This is a genomic window from Candidatus Omnitrophota bacterium, from assembly GCA_016929445.1.
GTDB lineage: Bacteria > Omnitrophota > Gorgyraeia > JAFGIU01 > JAFGIU01 > JAFGIU01.
Genome location: JAFGIU010000051.1, coordinates 1 through 15,531, shown reverse-complemented (window position 1 = coordinate 15,531; position 15,531 = coordinate 1). Strand labels below are relative to the sequence as shown.

The window sequence follows — 15,531 nt, the reverse complement described above, 5'->3', positions numbered from 1 at the left end:
TCGTAGATTTCGGCGACGACGCCGGCACCAACCGTACGGCCACCTTCTCGAATCGCGAAACGCAATTCCTTCTCCATCGCGATCGGCGTGAACAACTCCCCGTTGATCTCCAGGTTATCTCCCGGCATCACCATCTCCACGCCTTCAGGCAACTCAATCGTCCCTGTTACATCCGTTGTTCTAAAATAAAACTGCGGCCGGTACCCCTTGAAAAACGGAGTGTGCCGCCCGCCCTCGTCCTTCGTCAATATATACACCTGGGCTCTAAATTTCGTGTGTGGCTTGATGCTCCCTGTCGCAGCCAATACATGGCCTCTCTCCAGGTCCGTCTTCTCCACTCCTCTGAGCAACAACCCTACATTGTCCCCGGCTTGCCCGCTGTCCAACAGCTTCCGGAACATCTCTACCCCGGTCACCGTCGTCTTCTTCGAGTCATGGGACAAACCCACAATCTCTACTTCTTCCCCTACCTTTATCTCACCGCGCTCGATTCTTCCCGTCCCTACCGTTCCGCGCCCCGTAATCGAAAATACATCCTCTACAGGCATCAAAAACGGCTTGTCCACCTCACGAGCCGGTGTCGGAATAAACGTGTCTACCGCTTCCATTAACGCAAGTATCGACTTCTCCCCAAGCTCGTCGTCCTCGCCGTTTAATGCCTTCAACGCACTCCCTCTGATAATCGGAGTGTCGTCCCCGGGATACTCGTACTTGCTCAGCAGCTCCCGGACTTCCAGTTCCACCAAGTCCAGCAGCTCCGGATCTTCAACCGTGTCCACCTTGTTCAAAAACACCACAATCGAAGGAACGTTCACTTGCCGAGCCAGCAATATATGCTCACGCGTCTGAGGCATCGGTCCGTCCGCCGCAGACACCACCAAGATCGCCCCGTCCATCTGAGCCGCACCCGTGATCATGTTCTTTACATAATCCGCGTGACCCGGACAGTCCACGTGCGCGTAATGCCGGTTCTCCGTGCTGTACTCCACGTGACTCACTGCAATCGTCAAAATCTTTGTCGCGTCTCTGCGCCCCTGGCTCTCGCTCGCCTTCGCTACCTCGTCGTAGCTGATCTTCGTCGCCAGTCCCTTCTTCTCCATTACCGTCGTAATCGCCGCCGTCAACGTCGTCTTCCCGTGGTCCACGTGCCCAATCGTTCCCACGTTTACGTGAGGCTTTGTTCTTTCAAATTTCTCCTTAGCCATCCAACGGCCCTCCAGTGAGATAACTTACCTAAAAAGAAAGTGGGGTTAGCAAAATAGGCCAAAAGCACCCATCAGAGGCTTTTGCACCTTATTTTCGCTGGGCCCCAATCACCTTTTCCGCAACCTGCTGCGGAACCTCTGCATAATAACAAGGCTCCATGTTATACGATCCCCTGCCCTGAGTCAAGGATCTTAAAGTGCTTGCGTACCCGAACATTTCTGCCAGGGGTACCAGGACATCCACCTCTTTGAGGCGGCCCTTTTGGTTCACTGCCTCGAGCTTGGCCCGCCGGGAGTTGAGGTCCCCGATGACCTCCCCGAGATAGTCCTCGGGAAACACGACCTCCACCTTCATCACGGGCTCCAGGAGCTTGGCTTTACACTTCTTCATGCCCGATCTAAGCGCCATCGAGGCCGCTATCCTAAAGGCCATTTCCGAAGAATCCACCTCGTGGTAGGTCCCGTCGATGAGCGTGGCCTTGAGGTCCGTCACCGGATAGCCTGCCAACACCCCGCTGAGAGCCGCTTCCCTGACCCCGGCCTCGACCGCCTTGAAGTATTCCCGGGGAATTGTGCCCCCCTTGATCTTCTCTTCGAATTGCACACCTGAACCGCGCTCTCCCGGTTCAAAGGTCATAACCACGTGGGCGTATTGCCCGTGTCCACCGGTCTGCTGGACAAACTTTTCATTGATCTCTCCGGCAATCCCGATGGTTTCTTTGAAGGCCACCTGCGGTTTACCCACATTGGCCTCGACACGAAATTCCCGCTTCATACGATCAACCAAGACTTCCAAATGGAGCTCCCCCATCCCGGAGATAATGGTCTCGCCTGTTTCCTTGTCAAAGCGCACCACAAATGTGGGGTCCTCTTCCTGCAATCGGTGCAGGGCATTGCCGAGCTTGTCCTGATCGGCCTTGGAATTCGGCTCCACAGCCATGGATATCACGGGATCTGCAAAATCAATGGACTCCAGAATCACAGGCTCGTTTTCATCACAAAGAGTATCCCCTGTCTTGGTGTTCTTGAGCCCGACAATTGCGGCAATATCCCCGGCGTGCAGCTCCTCCACAATCTCCTGCTTATTGGCATGCATCCGGACAATTTTGCCGATCCGTTCCTTTTTATGCTGCCCCGCATTGTACACATAGGTGCCGGCCTTGATGATCCCTGAATAAACACGCACAAAAGTCAGCTTTCCCACAAAGGCATCGGACATGATCTTGAAGGCCAGCGCACACAAGGCCTGGCTGTCCCGGGGCAGATGCTCCACCGGCTGCTCGGTCTTGGGGTTGATTCCCGTCACAGGTTTTACGTCCAGCGGACTGGGCAGATATTCGCAAACCGCATCCAAAAGGCTCTGAACTCCCTTATTTTTAAAAGCGGATCCGCAGAGCACCGGGATAAAACTGCTGAGAAGCACGCCGCCCCGCACGGCCTGGGCAACAAGTTCATTGGGAATCTCTTCGTTGTCGAGATAGGCCTCCATCAATTCGTTGTCACACTCGGCCACCGCTTCCACAAGCTCAGCACGATATTTGTCCGCCTCTTCCTTGTGCTCGTCCGGAATCGGGACATCCTCAAAGATTTTACCCATGTCATCCTTAAAAATCCGGGCCTTCATGTTGACCAGGTCAATCAGGCCCGTAAATTTCTCTTCAGCCCCGATAGGAATTTGAATCGGATGGGCATTCGCACCGAGCCGCTCGCGCATTTGCTCAACCACTCCGAAGAAATCCGCCCCTGTGCGATCCATCTTGTTCACAAGAGCCATCCGGGGGACATGGTACTTGTCAGCCTGCCTCCAAACGGTTTCACTCTGTGGTTCCACGCCGCCTACTGCGCAAAAGACCACAACCGCACCGTCCAAAACCTTAAGAGAGCGTTCGACTTCCGCGGTAAAATCAACATGGCCCGGGGTGTCGATGATATTGATCGTGTGATCTTTCCAAAATGATGTCGTGCTTGCGGAGGTAATGGTAATTCCCCGCTCTTGCTCCTGCGCCATCCAGTCCATGGTCGCAGTGCCTTCGTGAACCTCTCCCATCTTGTGGGTCCGGCCCGTATAAAACAGAATGCGTTCGGTAGTGGTCGTCTTCCCGGCATCAATATGGGCGACAATTCCAATATTTCGCATTTTCTTAAGATCTAACCGACTCATAATCTCTACTTTCTATCCTGGACATAGACCGAAGACCAAAGACTTGAGAGCTTGTCTCCGATCTTTGGTCTCCTGTTCTAAGTCCTGTCTACCAGCGGTAGTGGGCAAAGGCCTTATTGGCCTCGGCCATCCGGTGGGTATCATCCTTCTTCTTGACTGCGGTACCCGTGCCGTTAAAAGCATCCAGCAACTCGTCCGCCAAACGCTCTTCCATGGGTTTGCCCTTGCGGCCACGCGCAAAGTCACGAATCCAACGGAGAGCCAGAGAAACACTGCGGTCAGGACGCACTTCAATCGGCACCTGATACGTCGCTCCACCCACTCGCCGTGACTTTACCTCAACCCGCGGACGAACGTTATCAACAGCCTTCTGCAGTATCTCCAGAGGCGAATCCTTACCCGTCCGCTCCTGAACGATCCCAAAGGCACTGTATACAATTCTCTCAGCCTTGGCCTTCTTGCCCTTAAGCATGATGGCGTTGACAAACTTTGAAATCAATTTGCTGCCGTATCTGGGGTCGGGAATAATTTCCCGGCGGTTCGCCCGTCTGCGTCTCACGTTCCGTATCCTCCCTTACTATGCCTTAGGCGCCTTGGCGCCATACTTAGATCTCGACTTCTTGCGATTAGCCACCCCAGCCGTGTCCAGAGTGCCGCGCACAATGTGGTAGCGCACACCCGGCAAGTCCTTCACGCGCCCGCCCCGCACCAACACAATGGAGTGCTCCTGCAAATTGTGGCCTTCGCCCGGGATATAGGCCGTCACTTCAATACTTGTCGTCAAACGAACTCTGGCCACCTTACGCAAGGCCGAGTTCGGCTTCTTAGGAGTCATGGTCTTCACTTGCAAGCAAACCCCTCTGCGTTGGGGTGAACTGTTCAAAGCAGGAGACTTGCTCTTACCCTTCTGACTCCTGCGACTATTGCGAATCAATTGGCTGATGGTAGGCATGGATTTCCTTCTCGGTTTACTTTAATTCTCATGTCCCTCGGCATCCGTCCTGCCCGGACCCGTAAGGGCTTCAATTTCTTCATCTGAGTCGCCGCTCCCCTCTTGATCTGCCTCAAGATGCTCCTCAACAGGAACCTCAACAGGGGTGCCCAAAAGAACTTCCCGGATCGCCTGGTGTGCTTTGAATCCCGTGCCCGCGGGAATCAAGTGGCCCATGATCACATTTTCCTTAAGGCCGCGCAACTCATCCCGGCGTCCGCTTGCAGCGGCATCGGTCAGAACCCGGGTTGTCTCCTGAAAACTCGCGGAAGAGATAAAACTCTCGGTACTCAGAGAGGCCTTTGTAATCCCCAACAGCACGGGACTCGCCACGGCCGGCTTGCCTTTTCTGGCAATCACTTCGGCATTCTGGCGCTGGAAAACCCCTCGATCCACCTGGGTACCCACCAGCATGTCCGTATCACCGGCATCCTCGATTTTAATTTTGCGCAACATTTGCCGCACAATGATCTCAATGTGCTTATCGTTGATGCGCACTCCTTGGAGACGGTAAACCTGCTGCACTTCATTGACCAGATACTCTTGGAGACGCTGGTCCCCGGAGACTCTCAGAATGTCCTGAGGCACAATGGGGCCGTCTGTGAGCGGCTCGCCGCTGGTGACCAAATCGTCCTTGTAAACATTCAGATGCTTCCCGTGCGGAATTAGATATTCCTTCTGCATCCCCGTCGGATTCTTAACAATAATGCGGCGCTGGCCCTTTTTGGCCCCGCCGAACTCGACCGTGCCGTCGATCTCACTGATGATGGCCGGATCCTTGGGACGGCGCGCCTCTAGGAGTTCCGCAACTCTGGGGAGACCTCCGGTGATGTCCTTGGTCTTGGAGAGCTTGCGAGGCGTCTTAGCCAAAACATCACCTGCATGGACTTCAAAGCCTTCCTTCACAGTAATATGAGCCCCGGACGCCAAAGGATACAAAGCCAGGACATCCTCGGTCTTTGAATCCACAATCACGATCTGCGGGTGGAAATCTCCGCGGTGATCCACAATGACCCGGTCCACCAGACCCGTAGCCTCGTCGGGTTCCTCGCGCATGGTCACGCCTTCAATAATGTCTTCATAGCGAACCGAACCCGCGACCTCGGTCAAAATCGGTGACGTGTAGGGGTCCCAACGGGCAATTTCATCCCCCACCTTGACCGCGGCTCCCTCTTCGCCGCCGACAACCGCACCTTGAGGCACGGTATGACGCTCCTGCTCTCGGCCCGTGGGCTCGTTCACACTGAGCTGTCCGTTCCTGTTGAGAACCACAACCTCTCCGTTGCGGTTCTTTACCGTCTTGAGATTGTGATAGCCGTAAACACCGTCAAACTTGGAGGCCAAACTCGACTGCGCAATGATACGGCTTGCGGTTCCACCAATGTGGAAGGTACGCATGGTGAGCTGAGTGCCCGGCTCTCCGATCGACTGCGCCGCTACGATTCCAACAGCCTCACCCAAATCCACAGGACGCTGGGAGGCCAGGTTTTTGCCATAACACTGGCCGCAAACACCGAATTGAGTCTCACAGGTCAACACACTGCGGATTCGGATTTTTTCAATACCGGCTTCTTCTATCTTCCGGGCCTGTTCATCAGTGATTAAATCATTCGATCCGACAATCAGCTCGTCGGTGATGATATCCACAATGTTATCCAAGGCCACGCGGCCCTCGATACGCTCGGAGAGCGGGACCATGACTTCGTCACCCTCGATAATGGAATTCACCAAAATACCGCGGGTCGTACCGCAATCATGTTCCGTCACAATAATATCCTGGGCCACGTCCACAAGACGCCTCGTCAAATATCCGGAGTCCGCGGTCTTGAGAGCCGTATCGGCCAATCCCTTTCGAGCGCCGTGAGTAGAGATAAAATATTCCAGGGCGGTCAAACCTTCGCGGAAGTTTGCGGTGATCGGACTCTCGATGATCTCACCCGAGGGTTTGGCCATGAGACCGCGCATACCAGCCAACTGGCGAATTTGGGCCCTGGAACCACGAGCTCCGGAGTCTGCCATCATGAAGATCGGGTTAAAGATATCCAAACCGTCAAAGATCAAGTCCGAAACAGTATCTGTCGTATGGGTCCAAATATCGATAATCTTGTTGTATCGCTCGCCGTCCGTGATCAGACCATTCTGATACTGATCCTCTACGTGACGAACCTCAGCATGGGCTTCTTCCAGCTTGTCTGTTTTTGCCTGAGGCATCTGCAGATCATCTACCGCAATGGAGATACCGGCCAGCGTGGCCTGTTCAAAACCGTGGTCTTTCAAATCATCCAGCAGTTGAACTGTGCGCGAATGTCCCACCGTGTGGTAGGCGCGCGTTACCAAATCACTCAGGGCGCCCTTGGTCATTTCATCGTTCACATAGCCCAAATCATCGGGAAGAATATCGTTAAAAAGAATCCGCCCCACTGTTGTGTCGATAATTCCCTCAGGCCTTCTGATCTTGACCCTGGAGTGCAAACCAACCACGCCTTCATCATAGGCAAGCCGAGCCTCATCCGAACTCCCGAAGACCATTCCCTCACCCTTGCCGTTCTCCTGGACCTTCGTCATGTAGTTACAGCCCAAAACAATATCCTGGGTCGGCGTGGCGATCGGGCGTCCGTCAGCGGGCGAAAAGACATTGTTCGAGGCAAGCATCAGAAGCCGGAGCTCCATCTGCGCCTCATTGAGAAGCGGCACATGGACCGCCATCTGGTCCCCGTCAAAGTCGGCGTTAAACGCCGTACACACCAAGGGATGGATCCGGATGGCCTTGCCTTCCACCAGCTGTGGCTGAAAGGCTTGAATTCCCAACCGATGCAGCGTGGGTGCACGATTCAGAAGCACCGGGTGATCCTTAATGACTTCTTCGAGGATATCCCAAACTTCCAGGCGCGCGCGTTCCACCATTCGCTTGGCACTCTTGATGGTGTGGACAAAACCGCGCTCACGCAACTTGCGAATGATAAAGGGCTCAAAGAGCTCCAGCGCCATCTGCTTAGGCAGTCCGCACTCATGGAGTTTGAGCTCCGGACCCACCACGATGACTGAACGGCCGGAATAGTCCACCCGCTTTCCGAGCAGGTTCTGACGAAAACGCCCTTGCTTCCCTTTGAGCATATCGCTCAGAGATTTGAGAGGCCTGTTGAGCGGCCCGAGCACCGGACGCCCGTGACGGCCATTGTCAAAAAGCGCGTCCACGGCCTCTTGAAGCATGCGCTTTTCATTGCGCACAATCACATCCGGAGCGCGGAGCTCGATAAGCTTCTTCAAACGGTTGTTCCGGTTGATTACCCGGCGGTAAAGATCGTTCAGATCGCTCGTCGCAAAGCGCCCGCCGTCCAAAGGCACCAGTGGGCGGAGATCCGGAGGAATAACCGGAACCACATCCAAGACCATCCACTCGGGCTTATTGCCGGATTGCTTATAGGAATAGGCGATCTTCAGAAGTTTAACGGTCTTGCGCTGCACTTGTTCTGCCTTGGAGCGCTCCAAGTCCGCATGCAGCTGGGCAATCAACTCATCGAGATCCACGGAGGATAGCAAGTCATGGGCTGCTTCTCCGCCCATTTTGGCTGTAAACGAACCGCCGAACTGCTTGGTGTACTCCTGGAATTTTTCTTCGTCCAGAAGATCCCCCTTCTTCAGAGGAGTATCTCCCGGATCCGTGACAACATACTCTTCATAGTAGACAACCTTCTCGAGCTCCCTGAGACTCAGGTTGAGCAGCGCTCCGATACGCGAAGGCATGGCCTTAAAAAACCAGATATGCGTGCACGGCGCGGCCAGTTCAATATGGCCCATGCGCTCGCGCCGCACCTTGGAGAGAGTCACCTCAACACCGCAACGGTCACAAACCACGCCGCGATACTTGATTCGCTTGTACTTGCCGCAGGCGCACTCCCAGTCCTTAACCGGGCCAAAGATCTTCTGACAGAACAATCCGTCAGGCTCCGGCTTAAATGTCCGGTAGTTGATGGTCTCAGGCTTCTTGACCTCACCGTGAGACCAGGACTTGATTACATCCTTGGATGCGATCCTTATTGAAATCGTGTCAAAGGCATTGATATTGCTCATCAAGTTCCTCGCGTGGAAGGGTTAACTCTCTAAGTTTTCGGCTCCGTCATCTTCAGATGAACTGCGCTTTTCAAGACGCACATCCAGAGCCAGGCTCTGCAGCTCTTTGACAAGAACATTAAAGGACTCGGGAGTGCCAGGCTGCAGATTCTGCTCTCCCTTCACAATGGCTTCATATGTCCGCGTGCGGCCGGCTACATCGTCACTCTTGACCGTCAGGAGTTCCTGCAGAGCATAAGCCGCACCGTAGGCTTCCAAGGCCCAGACTTCCATTTCACCAAAACGCTGGCCGCCGAACTGGGCCTTCCCACCCAGAGGCTGTTGCGTCACCAGTGAATACGGACCGATTGAACGCGCGTGGATCTTGTCGTCCACCAAGTGGGCCAGCTTCAAGATGTAGATATATCCCACAGTCACCCTTTGATCGAAGGGCCGGCCCGTGAATCCGTCGAGAAGAACAGTCTTGCCGTCTTCGGGAAGATTGGCTTTGCGCAGCTGCTCCTTAATTTCCTCTTCAGTCGCCCCCCCGAACACGGGGGAAATCGCCCGGAAGCCCAACGCATGGGCAGCCCAACCCAGATGGGTTTCCAAGATCTGGCCCACATTCATACGGGAAGGCACACCCAGAGGATTCAAAACAATATCCATGGGAATCCCGTCCTCAGTGAAGGGCATATCCTCTTCAGGCAGGATCTTGGCAACCACACCCTTGTTTCCGTGCCGGCCGGCCATCTTGTCTCCCACCGAAAGTTTCCGCTTGCAAGCCACGTTGACCACAATGCGCTTGATCACACCCGGAGGCAACTCATCACCACGCTTGATGCGCTCGACCTCCCGGTCCTCCTCCATACGCAGTTCTTCAATTTGGCTGTCATAGGAGGCGGCCATCTGCTTGGCCTCGTCTTCGGTCTTCTTGTCGTCCACGAGCTTGAGCTTGGCCAAACCGCATCGAGACAGCTTCTTACCATCCCGCTCACGGAGAATTCTGTTCTCGGGCAGAAGCACCTCTCCGGTCTTCTTTTCCGTCAGATCCGTTCCCAGACGCGCGCCATCCAAAAGCTTAAGCAGCTTGCTCAAGCGCTCCTTCTCGATCTGGTCAATCTGATTCTGGTAATAAGCGCGGATGGACTCAACCTGCTCGTGCTCCTTGGAAAGCTCCTCTCGCGTCTTGGGACGGTGCGGTTTGCGCGAAAAGACTTTCACTTCCACCACAATCCCCTCAATGCCCGGCGGCACTGTCAGGGAGGCATCACGCACGTCGCCGGCCTTTTCTCCAAAGATCGCTCTCAAGAGTTTCTCTTCGGGTGTGAGTTCGGTCTCACTCTTGGGCGTCACCTTGCCCACCAGGATATCCCCGGGCTGAACCTCGGCCCCGATGCGGACTACGCCTGTTTCGTCCAAGTCCTTCAGCGCGTCTTCGCTCACGTTCGGGATGTCCCGGGTAATCTCTTCCGGGCCCAAGCGCGTATCCCGCGCCTCGATCTCGAATTCCTCAATATGGATAGAGGTATAGACGTCTTCCTTGACCACGCGTTCGCTGATCAAAATGGCATCTTCAAAGTTGTAACCGCGCCAAGGCATAAACGCGACCAGCAGGTTCCGGCCTAATGCCAGCTCTCCACCCCGAGTCGCGGGACCATCAGCGATGATGTCCCCCTTTTTGACGCGCTGCCCCACCTCAACCAATGGGCGCTGGTTGATACAGGTATCGGCATTGCTGCGCGCGTACTTGCGAAGTTTATACACCTGGGAGCCGATATGAATCTCTTCACCCGTAACAGCCCGCACAACACCGTCATGATCTGCCAAGACCAGGGCCCCGGAATCCCGCGCTACCTTACTCTCCATCCCCGTACCGACCAAGGGTGGCTCCGCCCTTAGAAGAGGCACGGCTTGACGCTGCATATTCGAACCCATCAGGGCGCGGTTCGCATCGTCGTGCTCGAGAAAGGGAATGAGACTCGCCGCAATACTAACCAACTGTCTCGGAGAGACGTCCATGAAATCGATTTCTTCCGGGGGCATATTCGGAAAGTCTCCCCGGCAACGGCAACTCACACGATCCCTCACAAAAAAACCTTTGTCATCCAAACGGGCGTTTGCCTGGGCGATAACGTAACGGTCCTCTTCGTCAGCCGAGAGATACACGATCTCCTGAGTGACGCGGCCTTTCACCACCTTGCGGTAGGGTGTGACGATGAAACCAAATTCATTGACACGGGAGAACGTACTGAGGGAGGAAATAAGACCGATATTCGGACCTTCAGGGGTCTCGATCGGACAAATGCGGCCGTAGTGCGAATGATGAACGTCACGCACTTCGAAACCCGCACGCTCCCGGCTCAAACCGCCCGGTCCAAGGGCGCTAAGACGGCGCTTGTGTGTCAGCTCAGCCAGAGGGTTGGTCTGATCCATAAACTGGGAAAGCTGGCTGCGCGCGTAAAAGTCCATCATCATTGAGGACACAGCCTTGGGATTGACCAGGTTATAAGGCATGACGTTTTCTAAATCATAAATCGCCATCCGCTCGCGACAAGAACGCTCCAGCCGCGCCAGCCCCATCCGAAACTGATTCTGCACCAACTCACCCACTGTACGGACACGGCGATTGCCTAAGTGGTCGATATCGTCCACATTCCCCTGACCGTTACGCAGACGCAAAAGATACTGCATCACGGCAATGACGGTATCGATATCCAAAGTGCGGTTATCGAGCTCATGTTTCATATCCAGCTTGCGGTTGATCATGTGCCGGCCAACCTGCCCCATGTCATAGCGCCGCTGATCAAAGAAAAGGCGATGCAGCAGAGAACGGGCGCTCTGGACCGTGGGGGGCTCTCCCGGCCGCAACCGCTTGTAAATATCGAGAAGGGCTTCCTCCTCGCTGCGAGTGTTATCCCGCTCGAGAGTCCGCACCAGCTCAGGGATTTCCGTAACGGTGAGAGCAATCTCCCGCACCCCGTTTTCCCACAGAACTTCCAAGTCTTCCTTGGACAGCTGTTGTCCGGGCAAGGCCAGGGCAGTATCACTGTCTCCAACCACCACGGGTGCAGCCAAAGTTCTGCCGGCCAGGGCCTTCATCTCGCGCTTGTCGGCGCACTTGATATCCTCGACCGCAGTAAAGGCCTCAAAAATCTGCCGGTCCGACGACAAGCCCATAGCCCTGAGCAGGGTCGTTGAGATCAGCTTTCGGCGTCTGTCAATGAGCACATAAAGGACTTCCCCTATATCAAACTCGAATTCCAGCCATGCGCCACGATAAGGCATGATGCGCGCGGAGTAGATGCGCTTGCCACTCGGGTGAAGTGTTTCCTCGAAAGAGACCCCGGGCGAACGGTGCAACTGACTTACCACCACACGCTCGTCACCATTAATAATGAAGCTTCCGGTCTTTGTCATCAGCGGCAGCTCGCCGAGATAGACTTCCTGTTCCTTGGTCCAGTGTTTGGACGTTAGACGCAGCTTGACCTTCAGCGGAACCGCAAAGGTCATCGACCTCCGCAGACATTCCAATTCGTTGTACTTAGGCCGTCCCAAAGAGTAGCCCACGAAATCGAGTTTGTACTCGCCGTCATGGCTCTCGATCGGAAAGACTTCCTTGAACGCCGCCTGAAGCCCAATTGGCTCACGCTTGGTCACCGGAACGTCCTTCTGAAGGAAGCGTTCGTACGATTGGATTTGGGTCTCGATCAAATCAGGCAGATCGAGCACTTCACTGATTTTGGAGAAGCTAACGCGCTCAGTCACAGAGTAAGACCTCCAATGTAGTGGCGGTTTTCATGCCATGCCGCAGCATGCGCTTTGTCATTCCGACCAAAGCGAAGAATCTGTGTTCGGCTGTCATTTGAGCTCTATGGTGGCGCCTACCGCCTCGAGCTTGCTCTTGATCTCTTCGGCTTCTTCCTTGGTGGCGCCTTCCTTGACCGCCTTCGGGGCACTGTCCACCAATTCCTTGGCTTCTTTCAGGCCCAAGTTGGTGATCGCGCGGATCTCCTTAATGACCTGGATCTTTTGGCCGCCAACGGCTGTAAGCACCACATTGAAGCTATCCTGCTCTTCTGCTGCACCCGCATCACCCCCGCCGGCAACTGCACCTGCAATAGCCACGGCCGGAGCGGCTGCGGTCACGCCGAACTTCTCCTCGAGAGCCTTAACAAGATTGGCGAGCTCCATCACGGTCATGTTCTCAACCGTGCTGAGAATCCCGGCAGCCTTGTCGGACAATTCAACCGGGGCCTTTTTGGTCTCGGTGCTTTCCTGCTGAGCGTCTTCGGTCTTGGGCTCGGCAGTAGCTACCTCTGTCTTTGCCTCTTCAATTTTGGCTTCGTCTGCCATGGTTCACTCCTTTACTATGAAAGCGCGAATGCTCTCAGGACTACTGACTTTTCTTTTCTTCCAGCGCCTTGAGCGCATAGAGAAACTTGCGGACAATCCCACCCAGGGCGCCCACAAAACCACTCACCGGAGCGTTGAACCCACCGGCCACTTTGGCCAACAGCTCCTGCCGGGAAGGCAACAAAGCCAGTTCCTGCACACCTTCCGGTGTGAGGACCTGGCCTTCATACGTTCCGCCCCAAATCTCAAAGGTCTTAAAATTCCGGGAAAAATCCACGAGGATCTTTGACACGGCCAATCCATCCTCACCGGCAATGGCAAAGCCGACGGTCCCTGTGGTCTTATCGAGAATTCCGGACTTGTTCTCCAAAGCCAGCCGGCTTAAGGAGCGCTTGGCCACGCGAAAACGCGCGGAAGGTTCACGAAGCTTCTTACGCAAGTCCTCAACGTCTCCCACTCCCAGGCCCGAAAAGCTTGTAACAAAGAAATCTTTGCCGCCCACCTCGTCTTTCAGCGTGCGAACGATCTCTTCTCTAACAAAGCGTCCTGCCTTTACACCTGTACTAGTCATGATACTTTCCTTCTCGCTTTGGTACCGCTATGCAGTGGCGATTTCCAAAAGAATACCCGGACCCATCGTGGTACTCACAGAAATCCTCTGGAAATAGGTCCCTTTCGCTGTCGCGGGCTTGGCCTCTCTAATGGCCTCGAGCATCCTGTTCACATTCTGCACAATGGCCTTTTCCTCAAATGAAATCTTGCCTACCGGGGCATTGAGATTGGCTGTTTTATCCATGCGGAATTCCACACGGCCCGCCTTAAATTCCGTCACTGCCTTTGTCACATCCGTGGTGACAGTCCCCGCCTTCGGACTCGGCATCAAGCCTCGCGGACCTAGCACGCGTCCAAGACGGCCCAGCCGGCTCATCATATCCGGAGTGGCAATGGCCACATCAAAATCCAGCCAGCCGCCGTCCACCTTCTTGATCATATCGTCGCCGCCCACAAAATCAGCACCGGCTTTCTCTGCCTGTTTAGCGGCGTCCCCTTCGCAGAACACGGCCACGCGCTGTGTCTTGCCTGTCCCGTTCGGAAGGCTCACGCTGCCCCGAACCATGTGATCGCCCTTGCGCGGATCCACACCCAGTTTCACACTGATTTCGACCGTCTGATCAAACTTCGGCTGGGGAAGTGACTTGAGCAATGTGACCGCTTGATCCAAGGAAATGGGATTTGTCTGCTGAACCTCCGCGACTTTCTCGCGGCTCTTTCTCATACGTTTGCTCTCGGGTGCCATTAAGCTGCCTCCACCTTTACGCCCATGCTGCGGGCAGTGCCTTCAATTACTCGGCAGGCGCCTTCCAAATCAATGGCATTGAGGTCTTCCATTTTTGTCTTGGCGATCTCTTCGACCTGGGAACGTTTAATAGAACCCATAATCTCTTTGCCCGGGTTATTCGCAGCCTTGGCTAAACCGGCAGCCTGCTTGATCAGCACAGCAGCCGGAGGGCTCTTGATGATAAAGGTAAAGCTACGGTCATCGTAGACCGTAATCACCACCGGAAGAATGAGTCCTGCCTTCTCTTTGGTCCTGTCATTGAATGCCTTGCAGAAGTCCATAATCGCCACACCCTTGGCACCCAGGGCCGGGCCCACAGGCGGGGCAGGATTTGCCTGGCCCGCCGGACACTGCAGTTTGATGATGCCCATGATTCTTTTCTTAGCCATTACATTTTCTCCACCTGCCAGTACTCCAACTCAACAGGGGTCTCGCGCCCAAAGATGGAAACCATCACCTTGAGCCGGCCCTTGTCCGGACTGACATCCTGAACCTCACCCGTGAAGTTGGTGAACGGTCCTTCAATTACCTTAACGGACTCGCCCACTTCAAAAATAACCTTGGGAACAGGCTTTTCTTTCTTCTCTTCAGCCTGCTTGAGAATTACATTCACTTCCCTGTCGCTGAGCGGAACCGGCTTAGACCCGGAGCCCACAAATCCCGTCACCCCTGGTGTGTTCTTGACGACATACCAAGACTCGTCATTGAGCGACATCTCCACCAGGACATACCCCGGGAAAAACTTCCGCAAAGAAATCCGGCGCTTGCGATCCCGGACCTCCGAAACTTGTTCGGTCGGAATGAGCACCTGCTGAATCAACGAGCCATCGCCATCTTCTCTGGCGCGGCTTTCCAGACTCAACTTCACTTTTTCTTCTTGCCCAGTCAAAGTGTGGACAACGTACCACTTGCTCTCAGACATCAAAATCCCTTCTCTTCTGAAATCCGGGAAACCTCAGCGGATTAGGAAGTTCATCAACCTGGAGAACACAAGGTCCCAGAGGCCGATGTAGGTAGCCAGCAAAATGGTGGAGACGATGACAATAGCAGTAGAACCGACAAGTTCCTGTCGCTCAGGCCAGGTAACCTTTTTCATCTCTGTCTGCACTTCACTCAGAAACTTCTTTGTCCGAGCAATCATCTCTGCCGATTCCTCCGTCCGTCATCTCTTAGGAGCTAGACTCCTGACCGCGACTGGCAGGCCAGGAGGGATTCGAACCCCCAACCGTCGGTTTTGGAGACCGCTGCTCTACCAATTAGAGCTACTGGCCTAGAAATAGGAGCCGGGCACACGTCGCAAACCCGCTTACAACGCATGCCCAGCGTCTCTAAAAAACCTTATTCGTAGATTTCGGCGACGACGCCGGCACCAACCGTACGGCCACCTTCTCGAATCGCGAAACGCAATTCCTTCTCCATCGCGATCGGC

The 15,531-nt window shown here is 54.7% G+C and carries 13 protein-coding genes and 1 tRNA gene; all 14 read right to left on the bottom strand.

Going from position 1 to position 15,531, the window contains the following annotated elements:
* The coding region (gene tuf, locus JW937_04285; protein MBN1586632.1) for an elongation factor Tu at positions 1-1,205 on the bottom strand (1,205 nt) is incomplete at its 3' end.
* A gap of 88 nt (positions 1,206-1,293) precedes the next feature.
* A complete protein-coding gene (gene fusA / locus JW937_04280; protein ID MBN1586631.1) occupies positions 1,294-3,366 on the bottom strand; it encodes an elongation factor G in 2,073 nt (690 codons plus the stop codon).
* A gap of 88 nt (positions 3,367-3,454) precedes the next feature.
* Entirely contained in the window at positions 3,455-3,925 is a 471-nt protein-coding gene (gene rpsG, locus JW937_04275) for a 30S ribosomal protein S7 (protein MBN1586630.1), read from the bottom strand.
* 18 nt (positions 3,926-3,943) lie between these two features.
* A complete protein-coding gene (locus JW937_04270) occupies positions 3,944-4,318 on the bottom strand; it encodes a 30S ribosomal protein S12 (GenBank protein MBN1586629.1) in 375 nt (124 codons plus the stop codon).
* Positions 4,319-4,339: 21 nt separating this feature from the next.
* The gene (gene rpoC, locus JW937_04265; GenBank protein ID MBN1586628.1) at positions 4,340-8,428 is read right to left on the bottom strand and encodes a DNA-directed RNA polymerase subunit beta'; all 4,089 of its coding nucleotides are present in this window, start codon (positions 8,426-8,428) and stop codon (positions 4,340-4,342) included.
* Between the two features lie 21 nt (positions 8,429-8,449).
* On the bottom strand, positions 8,450-12,175 hold the full coding sequence (gene rpoB, locus JW937_04260; protein ID MBN1586627.1) for a DNA-directed RNA polymerase subunit beta: 3,726 nt from the start codon (positions 12,173-12,175) through the stop codon (positions 8,450-8,452).
* Positions 12,176-12,268: 93 nt separating this feature from the next.
* A complete protein-coding gene (rplL, locus tag JW937_04255) occupies positions 12,269-12,763 on the bottom strand; it encodes a 50S ribosomal protein L7/L12 (protein ID MBN1586626.1) in 495 nt (164 codons plus the stop codon).
* A gap of 40 nt (positions 12,764-12,803) precedes the next feature.
* Entirely contained in the window at positions 12,804-13,334 is a 531-nt protein-coding gene (locus JW937_04250) for a 50S ribosomal protein L10 (protein ID MBN1586625.1), read from the bottom strand.
* Between the two features lie 27 nt (positions 13,335-13,361).
* Positions 13,362-14,060, bottom strand: coding sequence for a 50S ribosomal protein L1 (locus tag JW937_04245; GenBank protein ID MBN1586624.1), 699 nt, complete (start codon positions 14,058-14,060; stop codon positions 13,362-13,364).
* Positions 14,060-14,491, bottom strand: coding sequence for a 50S ribosomal protein L11 (gene rplK / locus JW937_04240; GenBank protein MBN1586623.1), 432 nt, complete (start codon positions 14,489-14,491; stop codon positions 14,060-14,062). The genes JW937_04245 and rplK overlap by 1 nt, the downstream gene beginning before the upstream one ends.
* Positions 14,491-15,024 carry a transcription termination/antitermination factor NusG gene (gene nusG / locus JW937_04235; protein ID MBN1586622.1) on the bottom strand — a complete coding sequence of 178 codons (534 nt, stop codon included), beginning with the start codon at positions 15,022-15,024 and terminating at the stop codon, positions 14,491-14,493. The genes rplK and nusG overlap by 1 nt, the downstream gene beginning before the upstream one ends.
* Before the next feature lie 33 nt (positions 15,025-15,057).
* Entirely contained in the window at positions 15,058-15,243 is a 186-nt protein-coding gene (gene secE / locus JW937_04230; GenBank protein MBN1586621.1) for a preprotein translocase subunit SecE, read from the bottom strand.
* 54 nt (positions 15,244-15,297) lie between these two features.
* Positions 15,298-15,374 (bottom strand) — tRNA-Trp (locus JW937_04225).
* 66 nt (positions 15,375-15,440) lie between these two features.
* Positions 15,441-15,531: elongation factor Tu (locus JW937_04220; GenBank protein ID MBN1586620.1), on the bottom strand; the 91-nt coding region annotated here is incomplete at its 5' end.

Excerpts from the sequence above, each read along its gene's own strand:
- fusA (MBN1586631.1), bottom strand. The coding sequence starts at position 3,366 with ATGAGTCGGTTAGATCTTAAGAAAATGCGAAATATTGGAATTGTCGCC.
- JW937_04270 (MBN1586629.1), bottom strand. The coding sequence starts at position 4,318 with ATGCCTACCATCAGCCAATTGATTCGCAATAGTCGCAGGAGTCAGAAG.
- rpoC (MBN1586628.1), bottom strand. The coding sequence starts at position 8,428 with ATGAGCAATATCAATGCCTTTGACACGATTTCAATAAGGATCGCATCC.
- rplL (MBN1586626.1), bottom strand. The coding sequence starts at position 12,763 with ATGGCAGACGAAGCCAAAATTGAAGAGGCAAAGACAGAGGTAGCTACT.
- JW937_04250 (MBN1586625.1), bottom strand. The coding sequence starts at position 13,334 with ATGACTAGTACAGGTGTAAAGGCAGGACGCTTTGTTAGAGAAGAGATC.
- JW937_04245 (MBN1586624.1), bottom strand. The coding sequence starts at position 14,060 with ATGGCACCCGAGAGCAAACGTATGAGAAAGAGCCGCGAGAAAGTCGCG.
- rplK (MBN1586623.1), bottom strand. The coding sequence starts at position 14,491 with ATGGCTAAGAAAAGAATCATGGGCATCATCAAACTGCAGTGTCCGGCG.
- nusG (MBN1586622.1), bottom strand. The coding sequence starts at position 15,024 with ATGTCTGAGAGCAAGTGGTACGTTGTCCACACTTTGACTGGGCAAGAA.
- secE (MBN1586621.1), bottom strand. The coding sequence starts at position 15,243 with ATGATTGCTCGGACAAAGAAGTTTCTGAGTGAAGTGCAGACAGAGATG.